14 protein-coding genes and 1 tRNA gene are annotated in these 22,740 nt (G+C 56.5%); 7 read left to right on the plus strand and 8 right to left on the minus strand.

What is annotated here, in order from left to right; all coding sequences use genetic code 11:
• Positions 1-19: 19 nt before the first annotated feature.
• Positions 20-3,109, minus strand: a complete 3,090-nt coding sequence (locus FLS37_RS01815) for an EAL domain-containing protein (RefSeq protein ID WP_157314225.1) — start codon at positions 3,107-3,109, stop codon at positions 20-22.
• A 191-nt stretch (positions 3,110-3,300) separates the two neighbouring features.
• Here FLS37_RS01815 and FLS37_RS01820 point away from each other — a divergent pair, with 191 nt between their 5' ends.
• Positions 3,301-3,948 carry a LysE family translocator gene (locus FLS37_RS01820; RefSeq protein WP_232522462.1) on the plus strand — a complete coding sequence of 216 codons (648 nt, stop codon included), beginning with the start codon at positions 3,301-3,303 and terminating at the stop codon, positions 3,946-3,948.
• Here the strand turns inward: FLS37_RS01820 and FLS37_RS01825 are convergent.
• Together FLS37_RS01825 and FLS37_RS01830 are read right to left on the minus strand one after the other, a co-directional pair.
• On the minus strand, positions 3,942-4,571 hold the full coding sequence (locus tag FLS37_RS01825; RefSeq protein ID WP_157314226.1) for a hypothetical protein: 630 nt from the start codon (positions 4,569-4,571) through the stop codon (positions 3,942-3,944). The genes FLS37_RS01820 and FLS37_RS01825 overlap by 7 nt on opposite strands.
• Positions 4,572-4,587: 16 nt before the next feature.
• Positions 4,588-6,732: a CHASE2 domain-containing protein gene (locus FLS37_RS01830; protein WP_198314450.1), complete on the minus strand. Its 2,145-nt coding sequence runs from the start codon at positions 6,730-6,732 to the stop codon at positions 4,588-4,590.
• Positions 6,733-6,864: 132 nt separating this feature from the next.
• Between FLS37_RS01830 and FLS37_RS01835 the strand changes: the two genes are divergently transcribed.
• Positions 6,865-7,479: a PH domain-containing protein gene (locus FLS37_RS01835; protein WP_157314228.1), complete on the plus strand. Its 615-nt coding sequence runs from the start codon at positions 6,865-6,867 to the stop codon at positions 7,477-7,479.
• A 99-nt stretch (positions 7,480-7,578) separates the two neighbouring features.
• On the opposite strand, the gene FLS37_RS01840 is transcribed toward FLS37_RS01835, so the two are convergent.
• The 3 genes from FLS37_RS01840 to FLS37_RS01850 form a co-directional block, all read right to left on the minus strand.
• On the minus strand, positions 7,579-10,638 hold the full coding sequence (locus tag FLS37_RS01840; RefSeq protein WP_232522463.1) for an efflux RND transporter permease subunit: 3,060 nt from the start codon (positions 10,636-10,638) through the stop codon (positions 7,579-7,581).
• A gap of 140 nt (positions 10,639-10,778) precedes the next feature.
• Positions 10,779-11,915 carry an efflux RND transporter periplasmic adaptor subunit gene (locus tag FLS37_RS01845; protein ID WP_157314229.1) on the minus strand — a complete coding sequence of 379 codons (1,137 nt, stop codon included), beginning with the start codon at positions 11,913-11,915 and terminating at the stop codon, positions 10,779-10,781.
• Positions 11,916-11,973: 58 nt separating this feature from the next.
• Complete coding sequence (locus FLS37_RS01850; RefSeq protein WP_157314230.1) at positions 11,974-13,437, minus strand: efflux transporter outer membrane subunit; 1,464 nt, start codon at positions 13,435-13,437, stop codon at positions 11,974-11,976.
• 162 nt (positions 13,438-13,599) lie between these two features.
• On the opposite strand from FLS37_RS01850, the gene FLS37_RS01855 reads away from it, so the two are divergent.
• Positions 13,600-14,217 carry a TetR/AcrR family transcriptional regulator gene (locus tag FLS37_RS01855; protein WP_157314231.1) on the plus strand — a complete coding sequence of 206 codons (618 nt, stop codon included), beginning with the start codon at positions 13,600-13,602 and terminating at the stop codon, positions 14,215-14,217.
• A 65-nt stretch (positions 14,218-14,282) separates the two neighbouring features.
• On the opposite strand, the gene FLS37_RS01860 is transcribed toward FLS37_RS01855, so the two are convergent.
• Entirely contained in the window at positions 14,283-18,113 is a 3,831-nt protein-coding gene (locus tag FLS37_RS01860) for a response regulator (protein ID WP_157314232.1), read from the minus strand.
• A 211-nt stretch (positions 18,114-18,324) separates the two neighbouring features.
• Here FLS37_RS01860 and FLS37_RS01865 point away from each other — a divergent pair.
• Together FLS37_RS01865 and sbcB are read left to right on the plus strand one after the other, a co-directional pair.
• Positions 18,325-18,401 (plus strand) — tRNA-Pro (locus FLS37_RS01865).
• 181 nt (positions 18,402-18,582) lie between these two features.
• Positions 18,583-20,010 (plus strand): exodeoxyribonuclease I, encoded by a 1,428-nt coding sequence (gene sbcB / locus FLS37_RS01870; RefSeq protein ID WP_157314233.1) that lies wholly within the window; start codon positions 18,583-18,585, stop codon positions 20,008-20,010.
• A 70-nt stretch (positions 20,011-20,080) separates the two neighbouring features.
• On the opposite strand, the gene FLS37_RS01875 is transcribed toward sbcB, so the two are convergent.
• A complete protein-coding gene (locus tag FLS37_RS01875; RefSeq protein ID WP_157314234.1) occupies positions 20,081-20,257 on the minus strand; it encodes a hypothetical protein in 177 nt (58 codons plus the stop codon).
• Between the two features lie 442 nt (positions 20,258-20,699).
• Between FLS37_RS01875 and FLS37_RS01880 the strand changes: the two genes are divergently transcribed.
• The gene (locus tag FLS37_RS01880; protein WP_157314235.1) at positions 20,700-21,701 is read left to right on the plus strand and encodes a sugar ABC transporter substrate-binding protein; all 1,002 of its coding nucleotides are present in this window, start codon (positions 20,700-20,702) and stop codon (positions 21,699-21,701) included.
• A gap of 79 nt (positions 21,702-21,780) precedes the next feature.
• Positions 21,781-22,740: an ABC transporter permease gene (locus FLS37_RS01885; protein WP_157314236.1), complete on the plus strand. Its 960-nt coding sequence runs from the start codon at positions 21,781-21,783 to the stop codon at positions 22,738-22,740.

Genomic DNA, 22,740 nt, shown 5'->3' on the forward strand with positions numbered 1-22,740 from the left:
TCAAAAATGATTCGTGCGATTATTCCGGAATCACTGTGATCATTTCAATCTCGGGTAGTTTGAGCTGCCGCTGCTCTTGCAGCAATTGCCGGAACTCATCAGCACGAACCGGGCGGCTAAACAGATAACCCTGAATCGAATCGGTTTTGGCGCGGCGTAAAAATTCAAGCTGCAGCTCGGTTTCAACACCTTCAGCCAGCACCGACATCCCCAGCGTTTTGCCCAGACCAATAATCGCCAGCACAATGGCCGCATCGTTTGGATCAGAGCTGATATCGCGGACAAAACTCTGATCCACTTTAAGCTTGTTAAAGGCAAAACGTTTCAGATACGACAAGCTGGAATAACCGGTACCAAAGTCATCGAGTGAGAGTTTGACCCCCAGCTGCTTGATGCCATGCAACATGGCCATCACATGCTCGACTTCCTGCATCACGACCGACTCGGTGACTTCCAGCTCCAGATATTTAGCATCCAGCCCGGCGGTATCGAGCGCATCCTGAATCAGATCCAGCAAATTGGCCTGATGCAACTGCAAAGGCGACAGATTCACGGCAATCGTAATCGGCGGCAAACCATCTCTTTGCCATTGCGCGGCCAGCTCGCAAGAGCGGCGCAAAATCCAGTTGCCTAATGGCACGATCATGCGCGATTCTTCGGCAATCGGGATAAATTTGCCGGGCGGCACCAGCCCTTGCGTGGGATGATTCCAGCGAATCAGCGCTTCAGCGCCAATAATACCGCCCTGATCCAGCCCGACTTGCGGCTGGAAATACACTTCGAATTCACCGCGATCCAGCGCTTGGCGCATGCTGGTTTCCAGACTTAGACGCTCGGACGCTCTGGCATTCATATCTGCGGTGAAAAACTGGTAATTATTGCGGCCATTGCTTTTGGCCTGATACATGGCCACGTCGGCATTTTTGATCAGTTCGTCGGCATCCTGACCATCATCCGGATAAACGCTGATCCCGATTGAGGTGGACGTCGCAAAATTGCCCGCTTCAAGCACAAACGACTCGCCAAACGACGCCAGAATCCGCTCGGCCACGTCGCCGGCAACCAGTGCATTGGGCAGATCGGCCAGCACCAGCACAAATTCGTCACCGCCGAGGCGCGACAGAATATCCTGCTTGCCCACAATGCTGCGCAAACGCAGCGCAACCTGCGCCAGCACCATATCGCCCGCCGCATGGCCTAATGAGTCGTTAATCGTTTTAAAGCGATCCAGATCCAGAAACAGCAAGGCCAGTTTGCGCTTGTAGCGCTCGGCAGAAGCCAGCGCAAGGCGCAACTCGTCGCGCAGCAAATTGCGGTTAGCCAAGCCGGTGACGGTATCAAAATTAGCCAGCTCGGTAATGCGATCCTGCGCTTCCTTGCGTTCGGTAATATCGGTCATGGTGCCGATCAGACGGCTCGGTTTGCCGCGCGAATCAAAGTCGACAAACTTGCCACGGGTCTGATACCAGCGAAACTCGCCCAGTTTGGTGCGGCGGCGAAAATCGACGGTAAATTGCGCCGAATTGCCGACATAATAATCACGATAAGCCGAGACAGCCTGCTCGCGATCAGTCGGGTGAAGCTGCTCTTTCCATTTCTCAAATGTTTCAATGAGCTCGCCTGGCTGATAGCCAAGCAATTTATCATATTCGGGGCTGGTCACGGCTGTGCGGCGGCCATCGAGCGGCATATCGAACAAACCGGTATTCGAGGCTTCCAGCGCCAGACGCAATTGCTGCTCGGATTTGCCGATGGCTTCTTCGGCCATACGGCGCTCGGAAATATCGCGCACCACGGCACAGTTGTACTCCTGCCCCTGGAACAGAATATAGTTCGAGTGCATTTCGCTGGGAAACTCTTCACCCGTACGGGTACGCAGGACAATCTCGTCAAAAAGGTGACGGTGATGCCGCAACTTTTGCCAGAACTTGGGCCATCCATCCGCTTTGAAATTGGGGTGAATATCGCGAAAACGCATCGCCATCAGCTCGCTTTCGCTGTAACCTAGGCGCTTGCTACTGGTGGCATTTACATAGCGGATATGCCCCTGCGGATCCAGCCAGATCGCCATATCGGCCCCATTTTCAACGGCGACCTTGGTCAAAAATAGCGTATCTTCAGTGCGCTCCAAACGGCGCAGCTGGCGCAAAACATAAAACAGCAATACCACACCCGAGAGCACCAGCAGCAGTGCAATTGCCACATTGACCAGTGTATCCTGCCGCCACTGGGCCAGCACCAACTCACGATCAACCCCCACCGAGACACCCAATGGCCAGCCCTGAACGCGACGCCAGCCATAAATCCGGGTCAGAAAATCAATCTTGCTGGTTTCATAAAAAATTCCGGTTGGCGCATCACGAAATACTTTGTCAAAGAAACTGCGCTGCGATATATCACGCCCGATTTCTTCATTGGCTTTGGGAAAGCGCACCAGCGAAATACCGTCTTCGCGAAATAATCGGATCACCAGCTGCCGTTCCAAATTGATCGAATCATAAAACTGCTGGTAAAAATCTGGCGCCAAACCCGCCACCAGCACCGCAGCCATTTTGGTTTGCGGATCGGATACACTGACGACAAATGGAATCATTTCCAGCTTGCCGGTCGGATCGGTTTGCTGCTCGCCGATATAATAAGGAGCCTGAGCACGGCTGCGCATCGCGCGGAAATACGGCGCGCTGGAAAGGTTGCGCGCCTCAACCGGATAAATAGTGCTGGACGCTGCCAGATCGCCATCGGGATACGCCAGCGCGAGCGTGGCAATTTGCGGATAGCGCCCTACCGTGCGCTGCAGGTAGGCGTGCAAACAGGCTTCGTCGCGCGCCGCCAGACAGGAAGTGAAAATCTCATCGTGCGCAACACCATTCATGGCCGACAACGTGCCTTCCATCGAACGGCCAATGTGCTCTTCCATCGTGCGGGACAGAAGCAACATTTCTTGCTCGGCCTTGCCCAGCGCCTCCTCGCGGCTGCGCCAGGTAGATTGCGCCAGAATAGCCAGTGCAATCACGCAAACCGACAAAGATAAAAAGATCAGCACTTTACGGATTCGGCCAAATGAATAGCCGGAATCGTCAACTTGCTGATTTAATCGATTACGAGACACAGGATATTTCTCTTATAAAGGCAGAGTCGGCAATTGAAGCGGGGTAAAACCCCATTATTTTTATGACAAAGCCCACTGAAGGCAAGCAATCATAGTAAAGCGTAGCAAAACAAGGCTTTATTTGCTGACAAAATGCTTAAACTGGGCAGCAAAATTGTAGATCAGCGCCCTTTCATGCACGCGCACAGCCGATGAGTCGGCTCCTTATTCAAAACACCCCGGACACCATGAACCTCAATCTGTGGATTATATTTCTTGCCAGTACCATTTTTATTTCAGCCACGCCCGGCCCGAATATGTTGCTGATGCTAAGCCATGGCGCCCGCTATGGCTGGCGGGCGACGCTGGCCACCATGGCGGGAGCGATCAGTGGTCTGGCCATCTTGATCGGTCTGTCTGCACTGGGCGTCGGCGCCATTTTAATGGCTTCGCCTGTACTTTTTCAGGGCTTGAAACTGGTCGGTGGCGTCTACCTGATTTATCTGGGGGTGCAATGCTGGCGCGCCGGAGAAACAATGAATATGCCGGAAAAAAGTGCCAATACCGCATATGCGCGCTACCAGACCGGTTTCACTGTCGCCTTGTCCAACCCCAAAGCCATTCTGTTTGCCGGGGCTTTCCTGCCGCAATTTATCGATCTGAATCAGCCCCAGGGACCGCAATGGCTGATTTTGCTCGTGTCTTTTTTTTGCATTGAAAGTCTATGGCAGGTGGCCTATGCCTGGGGTGGCCATCAACTGGCACAGTGGCTACAGGCTCCGGGACGCATCCGGCGCTTTAACCGTTGCTGTGCGCTGGCGTTCTTTCTGGTCGGCGGTCTGTTGACATTCACTCAGTAGCGATATTGATCCGACGACGAAAAAGGCGGTTTCCGTCCCAGTAGGGCTTCCAGCATGGTCAGCTCGGCGTCGGTATGATTGCGCACGCCACCGGGACGTACTTGTGCGCCTTCCACCCAGTACGGCTTGTCGTGATGCATGGTTTTGTATTCGATCATCTGCTCTGGCGCGGCTTTCGGGGTGAGGATGGCATGCCCATAACACAGGCAGACATAGGTGCCAGCGCCTTCGGCTTCCAGATAGCAGCCGGTACCACGGATTCCCAACGTCACCGCCTGCGTTTCCAGCGTTTTTTCGCCGGGGCCAAACACCGAGAGTAATTTGCCGGTTTGCAGGCGGATAAAGCGGCTTGCCGCTTCCAGCCCCAGCTGTACCCGGCTGTTTTCGCGCAGTAAAAATGCGTCCTTGCCCAACACAAACACCGCGCTGGATTTCACGCCGGTTTCCACCGTATCACCCCAGGAGACCGGCATGCCTTCAGTGGCCGGACTGCCGTTGATTTTGACACTGCCCTGAATCGCCCGCAGGCCGGGGCGATACAAAAACCCACTCATTGCCCAGACGCGGGAAAGCGGCAAGGCCGCAAGCAGGAGCATGAAAGTGCGACGACGAATTGATGCCATGAAAACCTCCCAAAAACTATTTGGATTGCCAGCTCCAGATGCCATCTGCTGGCCAGTTGGGTAAGCGAGCCCGATAGCTGTGATATAGACCATCTGGCAAGCCGAGCTCACGGCATTGCGCCAAATACTCAGCCGCCAGTACCGCATCCCCCTGCAGACAAGCCGCACGCAGTTGCTGCCACGCTGCAAGCCAGCGCAGATCATTTGCGGGTGGCAAGGTATAGAGCGAAATGGCTTGCTGCCGCCCCTTCACCCTGACCCGGTCAATCTCCAGCCAGGCATATTGCGGCAAAGCCTGCACCAGCGCCTCGGTCACCAGAAAGCCTTGCTGGTAAACACGCGTCAGGCTTTCGGTTCTAGCCGCCACATTTACCGCATCGCCCATTACGGTATAGGCGCGGCGGTAGCGCGAGCCCATATTGCCAACGCGCATCGACCCTGCATGCAGCGCAATGCCCATCGCCAGCTCGGGCCAGCCTCGTGCAGCAAACTGGCGGTTCAGCTCGATCAGGCTCGATTGCATATCCAGGCTGGCCTGCACCGCGTGCGCATGCTGCAGCTCATCGGCCACCGGCGCGCCCCAGAACGCCATAATCGCGTCGCCAATGTATTTATCTACCACGCCCTGATTGGCGTGGATCTGCTCGGTCATCGCGCTCAGATACAGATTGAGCAATTCGGCCAGCTCGTCCGCACCCAGCTGTTCGGCAATCGCAGTGAAATCGCGCACATCGGCAAACAGCACCGTCATCGACCTCACCTCCGGGCTCATGCCTTGCTGCAAGGTGGCGCTATCGAGCCTGGCCACAATTTGCGGCGGGATATATTCGCCAAAACGCGCTTTGAGCAAACGATGCTGGCGAAAAGCCAGAAAACGGCTTGCCAATACCATCCACAGGTATAGGGCCACAATCATGATCAAAGGCCACACTACAGGCAATACCCATCTAAACTGCTGCCAGCCCCAATAGGCCTGCCCAATCAGCACACCGATCGCGAGTGCAAACCACAGATGGCAACGCAAAAAATCATCGCGGGCAAAACGCCAAGCCAACAAGCCACCGATCAATACCATCAGCGGCAGCATCAGCAATGTCGCCAAAGGCGGCTGCCACGCCAGCTGGCCTGACAAAATGCCGATCAGTAAAGAGGCCTGCGCCTCCAAGCCGGGATAGATCGGGCTCACTGGCGTCGCCCGGATATCCTGCAAGCCCGGAGCGGTCGCTCCGATCAGGACAGCCTTGCCCCGCAAGGCCGATTTATCCACCCGGCGATGCAAAATATCCGCTGCTGAAAATCCCGGCACAGCACCTGCCGGGCCAAATTGGGGGAGCAACACACGGCCAGCCGCATCCAGACGATGGACAACGCGCTGCCCAAGCCGGATGCCATCAAGCACGTGCGCGCCCGAATCGTCACTCAGTATCAGCGGCTCAATCACCGGCGCAGCTGGACCGGCAAGTCGGGCCGCCATGCGCACCGCCAGCGCCGGATAGAGGCGCTCCTGATAGCGAATCAGGAGCGGCACGCGCCTGACCACGCCATCATCATCGACCTGGGTATTCAGAAAACCAGCATCGGGCAAGGCCCTGGCCAGCCCCTGCCAGTTGCCGCCGAAGCCACGCGCCAGCGGAAACAGATTCAGGCCGGACTCAAGCGCGATCCCCTCGGGCAGTGCGCCCGACTGGCGCGCTTCGGGCAGAAAATACATGCCGCCCACCACAGGCAGCTGCGTCAAGGCTCGCATCAGGCGCCGCTCGGGTAGTAACAGTGGCTGCAGGCGTTGTTGCCACTGCTGGCAGCGCGGACTTTGCTCGCCGCCCAGATCACGGCACAACGCCGCCCATTCGTGCTGCAACTGATTTTGCTCGGGCTCGGCCAGCACAATATCAAGCCCGATCAGCTGCACCCCGTAATCGTGAACCAAAATCTCCAGCAACTGTGCCTGCGTTTCACGCGGCCAAGGCCAGCGGCCGATCTGCTGCAAGCTGGTGTCGTCAATACGGATCGTGGCCACCTGCTGCAAAGGCACGTCCCCCGTCGCCGACATGCGTACCCGTACATCGTAGGACCAGCGCTCCAGCCCCGGCAACAAGCCCTGCGTCTGACCCAATACCGCCAGTACGATCATTACGGCGGCAACCCAGCTGCCATAGCGCATGCCCTGCTCCATCCCGAAGATGGTTTTAGTAAACGCGATTTGCGCCAAATAGCAAGGTCAGCAAAAAATCCACCACAGCCCGATTTTTGACTAGACTGGTCAGGTCTCTTCACTCAAGAAAAGGAAGCCGCCATGTTTGGTAAATTAGCCGCAGATGCACTGGGATTGAGCGATATTGGCTCGGTCGTTAAAGTGGAAGACTATGACAAGGTCGACGCCGATGATTATGTATTTCACGAAGACAGCGAGAAGATTTTCTTTCTGATCAAATCCAAAACCGATGAATACTGCTTTACCAATAAAGCGCTGATTCATCTGGACGGCACCAGCGCAATGAGCAAAAAGCGCATGCTCTATCGCTATAGCTATCATTCAAATCCGATCACCAATGTGCATCTGGAAACCGCTGGCACGGTGGATATGGACATCGAGATCAAATTCACTTTCGGCCATAAGGAATTCTCGATCGACGTGCATAAAAAGCATCTGGAAGAATTGAAAGACCTGTACAAATCGCTGCTGCGCATCGCCGAAATCATGCACGAGAACGAGCTGATGCATGACAACGCCAAAGCCAGCCTTGAGCTTGCCGCCACCACACTGGGTCGCGGTCAGGTCGGCGGCACGCCGGTGGTGGAAGCGTTTAAAGAACTCAATCAAACCGCCTTTAGCTGGCTGTCTGCTGCGCAGCAGAAATACATCGTCAAGGATTTTGGCTTTGTGTTTGAGCGCTACCTAAAAGCCTAAGGGTATATCTATATAAGCCATAAATGCATTGATGTATAGAAATATACTCATGCATGTATGGTTACCATCTGAGGCTTTGCCAAGGCAAAGCCTCAGATGCTATGCGCTCTGCGTTTTACCGCGTTTACGCGCCCACCATTGCACGAAATCATCGACAAAGGTAAACACCACCGGAATCACCAGCAAGCTGAGGAAAGTCGAGGTGATCAAACCGCCGATCACCGCAATCGCCATTGGTGAACGGAAGCTCGAATCAGCCCCCCAGCCCAGCGCAATCGGCAACATCCCCGCGCCCATTGCAATCGTCGTCATTACAATCGGGCGCGCCCGTTTGTGACACGCATCCATCAGCGCATCAAAGCGGTTTTTCCCTTCGCGCCTTGCGACAATCGCGTATTCCACCAGCAAGATCGAGTTTTTGGTCGCAATCCCCATCAACATAATCAAACCAATTAACGATGGCATCGCAAAGGCGCTATTGGCAATGAGCAGCGCGACAAAAGCACCACCAATCGACAGCGGTAGCGCCGCCAGAATCGTCACCGGCTGCATAAAGTCGCGGAACAGCAGCACCAGCACCATATAAATGCACAGCACGCCAGTCAACATCGCCAAACCAAAACTCGCAAACAGCTTTTTCATTTCTTCGGCATCGCCAAACTCGGCGCGCGTCACACCGGCAGGCAGATTTTTAAGTGCCGGCAATTCATCGAGCTCAGCACTGACCTCACCCAAGGTGCGGCCATTGAGTTCGACATCAAAAATCACATTGCGCGCGCGATCATAACGGCTGATCAGGCTAGGGCCGCTGGAGATTTCGACGTCCGCCACCTGTCCCAACATCACATCACCCTGAGTCGATGGCACCGGCAAACGCTTGATCGCCTCCAGATCGGTGCGGAATGCATCGGGCAAACGCACCACGATAGGAACCTGGCGCTCGGGCAAATTGAGCTTGGCCAGCGCGGTATCAAAATCGCCCACCGTCGCGACACGGATCGTATTGGCGATCGCCAGACCAGTCACCCCCAGATCGGCGGCTTTGGCCATATCGGGACGAATAATCACCTCGGGGCGAACCAGACTTGCACTCGAGGTAATCGCCCCAACGCCTTGCAACGTGCGCAAATCCTGCTCGACATTTTTGGCCGCCAGCGCCAGGCTTTCCGGATCATCCGACTTGATGATCATTTGCAATTTCTCACCCGATTGCCCCAGACCAATTTTGACCCGCGCACCCGGCAAGACGGCCAAGGCTTCGCGCAGATTTTTCTCAATCTGCGTTTTCTTCACGGGTCGCTCGGTGCGATCAGCCAGAGTCAGCGTGATGCTGGCCTTGTTCACCCCGCTTGAGCCACCGGCAAACGGATCGCTCCCCGCCTTGCCGCCGCCAATCGCCGTGTAAATACGGGTGATATAAGGCTGCTTTTCCAGAATATGCCTCGCCTGCTCGGTGACCGCGAAGGTATCCTGCAAAGTTGCCCCCGGTGGCAGCTCAATGCTCACCAGCGTTTGCGATCTATCATCGGCAGGTACAAAACCGGTGGGCAGCAGCGGCACCAAAGCCAGCGAGCCGACAAAGAACAGAATCGACAAGGCCGCCGTCGTTTTACGATGCCGCAAGCACCACTCGGCCCACTGCAGATAGGTCTGCATAATGCGACCTTCTTTTTCCTGCGTCAGAATCGGCTTGAGCAAATACGCCGCCATCATCGGCGTGAGCAAACGCGCTACAACCAGAGACGCCATGACCGCCAGCGCCGCAGTCCAGCCAAAAGAGATAAAGAATTTACCCGGAATGCCGCCCATAAATGCGGTCGGCAAAAACACCGCCACCAGCGCAAAAGTGGTCGCAATCACCGCCAGACCGATTTCATCGGCCGCTTCCATCGCCGCCTGATACGGGGTTTTGCCCATGCGCAAATGGCGCACGATGTTTTCAATCTCGACAATCGCGTCGTCAACCAGAATCCCGACCACCAGCGCCATCGACAGCAAGGTCACGGTATTGAGGGTGAAACCCATATAGTGCATGCCGATAAAGGTCGGCAATACCGACAAGGGCAAGGCCGCGGCCGACACCAGCGTGGCACGCCAGTCGCGCAGGAAAAACCACACGACCACAATCGCCAGCAATGCGCCTTCGTACAGCAGCATCATCGAGCCATCAAATTCATCCTGCACCGGCTTGGCCATATCGTAGGCCTGCGTAATTTGCAGCGTCGGGTGTTCGGCCTTGAGTTGCGCCAGCACTTTCTGAATCAGCGCCGCCACTTCGGTCTCGCTGGCGCCGCGAGAACGCGTGATTTCAAAACCCACCACCGGCTTGCCATCGAGCTGGGCAATCGTGCGCCGCTCGGCCACCGTATCAGAGATGATCGCGACTTGATCGAGCCGGATGCGGCGGCCATCGCCCAGCGCCAGCTCGGTGCTGGCGAGCTCGGCCGCGGTTTGCACCGTGGCAATCGTGCGCAGCGCCTGCTCGGCGCCCGCCAGATCGGTACGGCCACCGGATGAGTCGCGTTGCGTCATCGCCAGCTGGCGCGAAATATCACTGCTGGTCACACCCAGCGCGCTCATGCGCTCAGGGTCAAGCTCGATGCGCACTTCACGCGTTACGCCACCAACGCGCGACACCTGTCCCACGCCAGAAACGGCGCGCACCAGCCGGGTGATTTTGTTATCCACAAACCACGACAGCTGTTCTTCATCAAGCTGCGGATCGGCGACGGTAAACACCAGAAACGGCACACCGGAGAATTCCACCTTGCCAATAATCGGGTCTTTCAAATCGGCGGGCAGATCGCCGCGCACATTGGATACCGCGTCCCGAACGTCATCGACCGCTTCGTTGATCGGTTTTTCCAGCTCGAATTCAACCGTCATACCGACGACGCCGTCGGTGATATTGCTGTAAACGTGCTTGACGCCTTGCAGCGCCGACACCGAATTTTCGATTTTGCGCGCCACTTCGGTTTCCAGCTGGGCGGGCGCAGCGCCATCGAGTACGGCGGTCACCGTCACCATGGGCAATTCGATGTCAGGAAAATCCTGCACCTTCATCGCTTTGAACGACCACAGCCCGGCGATGGACAGCAAGACAAACAGCATAATTGCCGGTATCGGGTTTTTAATCGACCACGCAGAAAAATTCATCATGCATCCTTGGCAAACATACCAACACAGGTATATCGACAGCGATATTGATTATCAAGGGCTACAGAGCAATACCCTTGGTTTAACAACGAAAACAAAGTACCCACGCGGGCCGCTGGTGCGGGGGCAGGTGTGCTGGCTGATTACTTCACAACACGGACGGTATCGCCATCGGCCAGAAAGCCAGCACCCGACGCCACGACTTGGGCATTGGGCGCAATGCCGCTCACTTCCATCAGCCCCTGCGCCTGCCGGCCCAGTTGCACGCGCACCTGCTTCACCTTGCTCGCGCCCTGTTTAGCAGCGGTGTCGATCACAAACACATTGGCAAAACCGTCACGCAGCAAAATCGCGCTACCGGGCAAGGTAATGGCTTTGGCTTGCCCTACAGCGATCTGCCCTTTGGCAAACATCCCCGGTTTGGCCGCGCCTAGCGCTGCGTCGTCATTTTTGACGTCAACATACACAATTAAATTGCGGGTTCTGGTATCGACCGTCGGCGCGATCTGGCGCACCTTGCCGCTGAGCGTCTTGCCACTGGCCACCGTTAATGTCGCATCCTGCCCAACCTTGATGCGCGCGCTCTCGGTTGCGGTCACTTCGGCCTGCCATTCCAGCCGTCCTTTGCGCACTAGCTTGAACAAATCCTGCCCCGGCTGGCTCACCGAGCCCAGCGTGGCGCTGCGGCCGGAAATCACGCCATCGTCGGGCGACACAATCCGGGTTTGATTCAGCCGCGCCTGCGCGCTGACCAGCTGCGCCTTGGCTGCGGCCACGCGCGCTTGCGCGGTGCGCTCTTGCGTCATCGCCTGAGTGATTTGCTGCGCACTCAATGAGCCACTCGTGCCCAATTGGCGCACGCGGTTGGCGTTTTCCTGCGCTTCATTCAGCCCCGCCTCGGCTTCGGCCAGTGCGGCCTTCACTTGCAGTAATTCGGCTTGAATCGTCTCGTCGTTGTAGCGCGCCAACAGCTGGCCTTTTTTCACTACATCGCCAATCTGCGCATTCACTTCCACCAATCGCAAACCGCCGATTTCGGTGCCGATTTGCGATTCCTGCCAGGCCACGACATTGCCATTGGCCGACACGTTCTGCGCCCATTCCATCACCTTGGGCGTAATCAGCTTGACGGTCAGCACCGCCTTGGCCGGGCTGGCGGCATCCGGTTTTTTATCCGCATTGGCCACGGCGTAACCAGCCATGCCAATCACAGCCAGCGCGGCCAATACACTGGCCACCATGCGACGTTGCGCGGGAAGACGTTCTAGCAAACGATTCATTACCCTACTCCAGTATCTTTATGTAATCTGCTTGGTGCATTGCCTTCGGAGCAATACCCTATTTATTTGCAACCAATTCGGTATCATCGAGCGGCCACTCGCCACCGACCGATTTATACAAGGCAATCCAGTTCGCCAATTGCTCGCGTTGCAAATTGATCAGGCGGGTTTGAGTGCCGAGCAGGAAACGGCGTGACACTTCCAGATCAAGCAGGCTGGCTGCGCCGGCCTGCCACATCGCCTCGTTTGAGGCGAGCTGCTTCTGGTAACCTGCCACCGCGCGCTGCGTGGCGGCGACGCGCTGGGCCGAGCTAGTGAGCCGCACCATGTTTTCTTCCACTTCGCGCACGGCCAGCCGCACGCGCTGCTGATACGCCGCCAACGCCTGATCGTAGCGCGCTTGCGCGGCGTCCTGATCGGCTTTGAGCCGCCCGGCGTTAAAAATCGGCAGTTTGATCGTCGGGCCAAAAGACCAGCTATTACCCGATACCGTCACCCCGTCGTTCTGCTGCCGGCCAATGCTGATGGCACCAAACAGACTAAGCGATGGCAGGCGTGCCACTTCGGCCACGCCCACGTCAGCAGCGGCCATTTTGACCTGTTCGGCCGCGCCACGGACATCGGGGCGCTGGGCAATCACTTCGGCAGGCAGGCTGGCGACGGTAAAGCCCACGGCTTGTGGCATGGTTTGCGCGGCTGGATCAAGGGCTGCAAGCTGCAAGCGTACTTCGCTTTCTTCCAGGCCGGTCAACGCCACCAGCGCCTTGATCGCCAGCGCCTGCCCTTCGTGCATTTCGGCCAATTGTGCTTGCGCATCGGCGCTGCTGGCGTCGAGCAGCGCAACGTCAACCGGGCTGGCCAGACCAACGCTTTCTTTATCTTGTGTTAGTTTCAGGCTGCGATCACGCGAGGCCAGATCCTGCGCCACAATCGCGCCCATGGTTTGATAAGCACGGTAAGTGACATAGGCATTAGCCACTTCGGCCGCCATACTGGCGCGTGCGTCATGCCACTCGGTTTCGCGCGCGGCCAGATTGGCCAGCAAGCCTTGCTCGGCGGCACGCACACCGCCCCATAAATCAATTTCCCAACTAGCATCCAGCCCGAGCGAGCCAGCCTTGCTGATTGCCCCCGGCGGAGCCAGCTCGTTCTTGCTGCGCGTGCCCGCTGCCGTGCCAGTTAGCGTCGGCCACAAGTACGCCTTGGCTGAATACGCCTTGGCGCGCGCTTCGCGTATTCGCGCCTGCGCCAGTTGCAAAGTCGGGTTTTCCTGCTGCGCGGCGGCTTGCAGCTGGCTGAGCACGGGGTCATTCCAGGCTTGCCACCACTGCGCCTGCTCGGCGAGGCGCTCAGCCAGTGGCGGGCTGCTTTGTTGACTGATTTGCAGAGGGCTTTGCAGACTGGTTTGCCATGCCTGCGCCTTAGGGTCGAGCTGGGCAGAAGTCGGGGTGGGCAAATTGACGGCGCAAGCACTGAGCAGGCTCGCCAACACACTCACTGAAAGCATCAAACGGAGTGACATGGAACTGCGTTCCTCATTGGGACACACACGATCTAAGCCGCGGCCTTCACAACAATCTTGAAACAGGCAGCGGCGCTGAATTGGGATTTACGAGCAAAGATGCTAAACTGACTGAACGGTTCGGTCAATACGCCGATTGAATATATTTCCGGAAGCCTTGTTATGTCAGATCAGCAAAACACGAGCAAACTCAGCGAAAGCAAGCGTCAGCAAATTATCGACGGGGCGCGTGACGTTTTCATGGCCAAAGGCTTTGCCGCCGCCAGCATGGAGCAGATTGCCAAAGCCGCCGGCGTCTCCAAAGGCACGCTATACAATTACTTTGAAAACAAGGAAATGCTCTACGTCGCGCTGATTCAGGGCGAGTGCTGTAAAAGCGAACAGCACGAATTACCCGAGCATTTTTCGGAGACTTCGCCCGAGCAGGTACTGGAACAGATCGGCCAGCAATGGCTGATCAGCCTGCTTGATCCGCAGCAAAGGGCGCTGTTTCGCACGGTGCTGGCCGAAGCCTTGCACTTTCCGCAACTCGGGCAAGCCATCGAGCACAATGGCCCGGCCATTGCACACGCCAATCTGGCGCGCTATCTGGCGCATTTAAATGGCACAGATTTGCTGAATATTGACGATACCGCACTGGCCGCCGAGCAGTTTTTTGCGCTATGCGACGCCGGTATCGTGCGCAAAATGCAGCTATCCGTGGCCGAGCCCACGGCCGAAGTGATCAAACGGCAAGTCAGCAGCGCGGTGATGGTGTTTTTGAAAGCCTACCGAAGCTGATATACCTAACTAGGTATTGCCTTGAAGGGCATGCAGATAGAGATCTTTAAGAACATACCCAAAGATCAATTCATCGCCACACCATTGCGCCATAGCTGCAGCTTTTCTTCCAGCGCCTGCTGGTTCAATGGTTTGGACAGAAAATCATTCATCCCGGCCTGCAGGCAGGCATCCCGGTCGGCCTGCATGGCATTGGCGGTCAGCGCGATAATCGGCATGGCGTCAAAGCGGCTTTGCGTCCGGATTAATCTGGCCGCAGTCAGGCCATCCATCACGGGCATCTGCATATCCATAAACACCAGATCGTAGGATGTCTGCTGCAATCTGGCGATGGCTTCTGCACCGTGCTGCGCCGTATCCACCCGGCAACCGATGGCTTCGAGCATTTTCACTGCGACCAGCTGGTTGATCGGATTGTCCTCAGCCAGTAATACTGAGAGCTGGCACTGGCGAATTTCGCGCACGGTATGGCGCGTAACCAGCTGGTTGGAATGCCCGTTTCTGATCACCAGCTGCAGCATTTCGTACAAATCGCGCTGGTGTATGGGTTTATTCAGAAAGCCATTGCAACCAGCAGCCTGAGCGCGGCCAGCATCACCACGCTGGCCGACCGCGGTGAGCATGACGATGGGCAACGCCTCGAACGCTGGCGTCTCCTTGATACGGCGCGCCAGCTGTTCGCTGTCTTCGCCCGGCAGCTGGAAATCGAGCAGGAGCATGGCGTAGGGCAGTCCGGCCTGCTGCGCAACGGCCAGCGCATCGAGCACCTGTGGGGCAGACACCACCACATCGGGGTGCATGTCCTTGCGCTGCAATAGCTCGCGCAGCAGCTCGCCATTATTGCGATGCCGCTCGGCAATCAGCACCCGCTGCCCGCTCAGATCAGCGCTGCGCACTGCCAGCGGATAAGCGCTTTCCCCCACCTGCAAGCGGGCGGTAAACCAGAATTCCGAGCCCTGATCCAGATGGCTTTCTACGCCGATTTGCCCGCCCATCAGATTGGCCAGCTGCTTGGAAATCGCCAGCCCAAGGCCGGAGCCGCCAAAGCGGCGGGTAATCCCGGCATCGACCTGGCTAAAGCTCTGAAACAGGCAAGCGAGCTGCTCAGGCGCAATGCCGATGCCGGTGTCGCGCACTGTAAAGCGCAGCGTCATCTCGTTGCCGGTCTGCTCTTGCAAGGCAATATGCACATCCACTTCGCCCTGCGCGGTAAATTTGATCGCGTTGCCGGTCAGATTGATCAGGATCTGCCGGATACGGCCCGGGTCGCCCACCACGCGCTGTGGCACATTTTCGTCAATCCGGCATAAAAACTCGACGCCGTTCTGCTGCGGCTTGATCGCCATCATATCGGCAAAATCGTCGAGCATGCTGTGCAGGTCAAACTCGATCGGATCAAGGTCAAGCTTGCCGGCCTCGATTTTGGAAAAGTCCAGAATATCGTTAATTACGCTCAGCAAAGCGTCGCCGCTGGCTTGAATGGTTTCGATGTATTTGCGTTGCGCGTCGTTCAGCGGCGTATCCAGCAGCAATTGCGCCATGCCCAGTACGCCGTTGAGTGGCGTGCGGATTTCATGGCTCATATTGGCGACAAACATGCTTTTGGCTTTGCTCGCTGCTTCGGCATTCTGTCTGGCTTGTCTGAGCTCCAGCTCAACGCGTTTTTTCGCCGTGATATCGCTTTCGATGGCAATAAAGCCTTGCAGAAAATTAAGCCCGTCAAAAATCGGATTGCACTGGATGCTGACCCAGTACGGCGTGCCGTTGCGGTGATAATTGATCAGCTCGACATCAAAGGGCTGCCTGCGCATCAGGCATTGCGCCATGTATTGCACCGTGGCGGCATCGGTATCCGGCCCCTGAAAGAGCATACCCGGACGCTGCCCGGACAATTCGCTCAGGCTGTAACCGGTCATCATCTGCAGTGCCGTATTGGCCCATTCAATCGCACCGCTGGCGTCGGTAATGATGACGCCATTACTGGTGTGGCTAGCCACGAGTGATAGGCGCTCCATCGCCATGTCGAGCATGCGCCGCTCGGTTATATCCTGCACCAGCCCTGTCCAGCATACCGACTGGTTATCAATCTTACGTGGAATCGATTCAAAGCGGACCCACTTCTCCCTACCCTCAATCAAGAGCCGCCCTTCCCAATACAAGGGCATCATATTGAAATTGGCTGCTTCATTGGTCGCTGCAAATGACATCAGATCATCTGGATGCAAACGTGTCAGCAGCAAACCTGGGCTGCGTATTAAATTGGCTTCGCTGAGCTCAAAAATTTCGCAAAAAAGCTGATTGACCAGTTCAAAGTAGAGAGGAATACTCTCTGGCTCCCGCCAGTCCTGTTCCTGCCATTCATGAATTGGCTGCACGCGGAAGCGGAATACACCGGCCGGTTGCGTATTGATAATGTCGGACAATAAGCCGCGCTCGTAATCGCGCTGCAACTGCGCTTCTTTTTGCTCGGTAATATCGCTAAAGACGCTGTACACCACGTCATCGTCCTGCTCGCTGCCACGACAACGCGGATAGGCGTCGATATTAAGCCAGCGATAAACCTGCTTTTGCGGGTGAAACACGCCCATCACCGCATCACGAATCGTCTGCCCGCTGCTGATCGCCAGCATGGCCGGATGGGTATGCACCGGATATGGGCGACCATCTTCATGGATGGCACTTTGGCTGGGGTCGAGCGACTTTCGCGCGAGCAATTGCGCTTTGCTCATACCCAGAATATCGCACGCCGCCGGATTGGCCTCGATCACACAGCCATCGGCATCTTGCATGACAAAGCCTTGCGAAATATGGGCAAACAGGTCCTGCAGCAAATGGCTGCTTTTCGCCAGCGCCACTTCGCGCGCCTGGCGCTGCAAAGTCACACCGATCCAGCGCGCCAATAGCAGGACAAAATCATCATCACTGCCGTCAAAACGCTGCGCGCGCGGGTGCGGCGACGAGAAGTTCAACGTGCCAAAGCGCACGCCATCCACCCAGACCGGGCAGCCGATATAGCTTTCCAGGCCAAATTTCTGATAACAAGGGTGGCGTGCATGCGGCGACTGCGCCATATGGTCGATATGCAGCACCTCATTGCTGGCCAAAGCCAGGCTGCAATAGGTATCGCCCAAAGGAAAGACCATGCCGTCCTGCAATTCGGCCCCCGGGCAGGTCTGCGCCATAATGCTGTACTGCTCGCCCTGAATGCGGCTGATAATGCCGAATGGCAAGTCCAGATACTGGCTGGCCAGGCTCAGCGCCGATTGCAACTGCACTTGCGCACTATCACTGGGCAGGGACGCGATTTCATTGAGCGAGCGCACTGCCGCTTCCTTGCGAATCAGTTGGGCCTGTTGCGCCTGCTGTGCCTGCTGATAGCGCTGGCTGGCCACCAGCTGGGCAATGGTGGTCGACAAAGGCTCAAGCACATCGACCATCTCCGGCGTATAGCCCTGCGAGCGATTGGCCAAACCCAACAGCGCCACCATCGTACTGCCATAAAAAATCGGCACACCCAGAAAACAGTTCAGCGGCGGATGTCCCGGCGGCAAACCACCGGAGCGCGGATCATTGGCGGGGTCATTGGCAATCACCACCTGGCCGCTGAGCATGGCGGCACCAAACAGCGTTTTCATATTGGTGAAAGTCATGCCTTTTATTGCTTGCCGGCTATAAGCGGGCAAGGCCGAATCGGCCCACGCCATCTCGCTCATTGCACAGCTTTGCAAATAGGGCTGCCCGTCCGAACGGAACAGCACCTGGCCGATAAAGCCGTATTCGCTTCCGGTCAACTCCAGCAGATCGCTCAGCAGGCTTTCAAATGCAGCGTAGCGGTTTTGTTCATCGACAAAACCCGCTTGTGCACGCGTGATCGCCGCCAGTATTTTCGACAACATGCCACAACCTTTCTTGCTTGCCAGGCTAAAAATCCAGATTAATGCTTTCACAAGCCATTAGCAAAATTTCATCGCGGCGTGCTGCTCTGTCGATCGCTGCGGCTGAAAAACATTAAAAATAAAATCAGACATTTAGGCAAAAACCCGGAAAAATTTGGCCATCGCAGCTTGACGCACGCTAGCCTCATCGGTATAGTTCGCAACCTCTAGTCGGGGCGTAGCGCAGCCCGGTAGCGCACCTGGTTTGGGACCAGGTGGTCGTGAGTTCGAATCCCACCGCCCCGACCAGAAACCAGATAAAAACGCCGAAAGGCGTTTTTTTTCGTCCAGCGTTTTGTCTTTCTCCATTCCCACTCGGCGCTGCGGGCGCTATCATAAACGCCATTCGCTCATTTCCGCCCAATCAATATCGTGGGTATATTGCGGCAAAACAATACCGGCAAGTCTCACGGACAGATACCCAAAGACCATGGCATATACATTTCTCTGGCACGATTACGAAACCTTTGGCGTTAACCCCAAGCTGGATCGCCCAGCACAATTTGCCGGTGTACGTACCGACGAGCAGCTGAACGAAATCGGCCCGGCCATCAATCTGCACTGCCAGCCTGCCAACGATTATCTGCCCGCGCCCGAGGCCTGCCTGCTCACCGGCATTACGCCGCAGTTCTGCCTGGAAAATGGGATTGCCGAATACCAGTTTGCCGCCGCCATCGAGCGCGAACTGGCGCAAGCCGAAACCATTGGCGTTGGCTACAACACCATCCGTTTTGATGATGAAGTCACGCGCTTTATGTTCTGGCGCAATCTGATTGACCCGTACGCGCGCGAATGGCAAAACGGCTGCGGCCGCTGGGATTTGCTCGATGTCGTACGCGCCATGTACGCGCTGCGCCCGGACGGAATCCAATGGCCGCAACACGAAGATGGCCGCGTCAGCTTTAAGCTTGAGCATTTAACCCAAGCCAACGGCCTCGCGCACGAAGCTGCGCACGATGCCTTATCCGACGTGCGCGCCACCATCGCACTGGCCAGACTGATCCGCACAGCGCAGCCCAAGCTGTTTGATTTCTGCCTTGGTTTGCGCAGCAAGCAGCGCGTGTTCGACGAAATCAATGTCGCCCAGCCGCGAGCGCTAGTACATATCTCGGGCATGTACGGCGTCGAACGGGGCAATCTGGCCATCGTCTGGCCGCTGGGCGTACATCCAACGAATAAAAACGAAATTATTGTCTGGGATCTGGCGTTTGATCCAAGCGAGCTATTTACGCTTGAGCCAGCAGAAATCCGCCGCCGGATGTTCAGCAAGCAGGACGAGCTGGGCGATGTGACGCGGCTACCGATCAAAACCATCCACGCCAATAAATCACCGATTGTCGTGGGGAATCTGAAAGTATTGCGCCCGGAAGACCTGACGCGCTGGCAGATCAATCTGGAGGCGATCAAGGCCAACGCGGCCAAACTGACGACAGCCCCCACCCTGCCGTGGGGTGAAGTATTTACGCGCGACAGCCTGGACAAGCAGGACGTGGATGCCAATCTGTACGGCGGCTTTGTTTCCAACCCCGACCGGCGCACGCTGACCCGCTTGCGCGGACTGAGCGGCGAGCGGCTGGCGAGCGAAATCGTACATTTTGAAGATCGCCAGCTTGAAGAGCTGTTTTTCCGCTATCGGGCGCGCAATTTCCCGTACACGCTGAACGAAGAAGAAGCGCAGCGCTGGGAGCAATGGCGCACCGCGCGGCTGTTTGACGGCGCCGCCAATGCGCTGACGCTGGAAGCCTATAGCGAGGAAATTGATCGGCTGGCCGATACCCTGCCGGAAGGCGACGAGCGCGCCGAGGCGATTCTGGCCGCGCTGTATGATTATGCCGAGCAGATCGCCCCCGAATTCTGACCGGCGCGGCGAGACCCGGTCGAGACATCAGCCAGCGTCTGCTGAGCTTAAGACACACACCCACATCAACTTATATCTCATCCTGTCGCGGCGCCTGCCCGCGGCGGGATGAATACAGATAAATACTGAAATCCAGCGATTCATCGACACGCGGCGCAGCCTTGCTATCCTGCCGCTGATATACCCACCAGCTCGCCAGCAAATACACCACAAACCCCAGCACAATTATCCAGCCTAGCGCGTCCATTGCCATCTCCTGCTCTCATCTGAACGTCAGCTTAGATTAAGAATTTGGCGTACATACGGTTTATACCGTTAAATTTTTGTGAAATCCCCTTGTGCAAGCCCAAGCTCGACCCTGTATCAAGGGTATCCCCCTACAGGGCTTATCCAATATTACCTTCAGAGCTATACCCCAATATCCTTACCCGAACCAAAGGTCAAATCAGCCCACACAATGCCATCGGCATTCTCCTACCCTAGCGCACAGGCATGCTGGCCAGCATGGCAACGCGGCACTTTTCCACTGGATAGATCGCTGTTTCATAAGGGTATTTATATAGATAAATCCTGTTGATTTATTAAGAATAGAAGCATAATCTTTTCATAAATCAGATTGATTTATATAAAAGCACAAACAATCTGATCGCAACACACTCGACACAGGAACCCATTTCAGGAGAAGTATCATGCAACAAAGCCGCATCCATCTTGCCATTGCCACCCTCGCTACCGCGATTGCCCTGCCCGCTTTCTCTGCCGAACCGATTATCGGCCTGATCACCAAAACCGAAACCAATCCCTTCTTTGTCAAAATGAAGGAAGGCGCCAGCGCCGAAGCCAAGGCCAAAGGGGCCAAGCTATTGTCTGCTGCCGGGCGCACCGACGGCGACAATGCCGGTCAGGTCACGGCCATCGAGAACATGATTGCGGCAGGCGCGAAAACCATTCTGATTACACCAAGCGACTCCAAAGCCATCGTACCGAGCATTAAAAAAGCCCGCGAAAAAGGCGTACTGGTGATTGCCCTCGATAGCCCGACCGAGCCAGCGAATGCCACCGACGCACTGTTTGCCACCGACAACTACAAGGCAGGTGTGCTGATCGGCAATTACGCCAAAGCCAGCATGGCGGGCAAACCAGCCAAAATCGCTACACTGGACTTGTTCCCCGGCCATCCGGTCGGCGCCCAGCGCCATAACGGTTTTCTTGCCGGGTTTGGCTTGAAATCACTCGATGCCAAGAGCAATGAGCTGGCCAAACCTGCTGAAGTGGTCTGCATGGCCGACAGCTTTGGCGATCAGGCCAAAGGCCAGACGGCAATGGAAAACTGTTTGCAGAAAAACCCGGACATCAATCTGGTGTACACGATCAACGAGCCTGCGGCGGCTGGCGCGTTTAATGCCTTGAAAAAAGCCGGCAAGGAAAAAGGCGTGCTGGTGGTGTCGGTGGACGGTGGCTGCCAGGGCATTAAAGACGTCGTAGGCGGCAAAATCGCCGCTACGTCGCAGCAATACCCGCTGCGTATGGCGGCCATGGGCGTCGCTGCTGGCGTTGAGTACGCCAAAACCGGCAAGAAACCCTCAGGCTACACCGATACCGGCGTGACGCTGATTGCCGCCAAGCCAGTGACAGGCGTTGACAGCAAAGACACCAAAACCGGGCTGGATCTGTGCTGGGGCAATAAATAAACCGCCCTATCACCCGCCAAGATGAGCTGGGCCTTAGGGCTCAGTTCGCCGGAATCAAACAGTAGCAAGGAGCGGTGTTATGCCGAGCTGGAAAGAGCAATTACCGTCGATTGGCAGCTTGGGCCCGTTTATGGCCCTGCTGATCGCCTGCGGTTTCTTTTCGTTCCAAAGTGAGCAGTTTCTCACGGGCGCGAATTTTTCCCTGATTTTGCAACAAGTGATGGTCGTCGGCCTGATCGCGATTGGCCAGACGCTGATTATTCTGACTGCAGGCATTGATTTGTCCTGCGGCATGGTGATGGCGCTCGGTGGCGTCGTGATGACCAAGGTGGCACAGGATTACGGCCTGCATCCGGTGATTGCCATCGGGATTGGCTTTGCCGTCACCGCCGGTTTTGGCCTGATCAACGGCCTGCTGGTCACCCGGGTCAAGCTGCCGTCTTTTATTGTCACGCTGGGCACGATGAATATTGCCTTTGCGCTGACGCAGCTGTATTCGCAATCGCAAACCATTACCGATCTGCCAGCCGGCATGACCTTGCTGGGTAATACCTTCAGCCTTGGCCAGACGCAGATCGCCTATGGCACGGTGCTGATGCTGGCGATGTATGCTCTGTCATGGCTGTGGCTACGCGACACGGCGTCCGGGCGCCATATTTATGCCGTCGGCAATAATCCGGAAGCCACCCGCCTGACCGGCATCCCGACGCACCGTGTGTTGCTGATGGTGTATGTGCTGGCTGGTTTGTGCTACGGCATTGCTGCGCTGCTGTCTGTTTCACGTACCGGCGTAGGCGACCCGAACGCAGGTCAGACCGAGAATCTGGACGCGATTACGGCTGTGGTACTGGGCGGCACCAGCCTGTTTGGTGGTCGAGGCATCATTATCGGCTCGCTGATCGGTGCGATGATTGTGGGGGTATTTCGCAATGGCCTAACGCTGATGGGCGTTTCATCGGTATACCAGATACTCATCACCGGCATTCTGGTTATTCTGGCCGTCGCCACTGACCAACTGTCCCGCAAAGGAGGCCGCTAA

This window comes from Chitinibacter sp. GC72, from assembly GCF_009760905.1.
GTDB lineage: Bacteria > Pseudomonadota > Gammaproteobacteria > Burkholderiales > Chitinibacteraceae > Chitinibacter.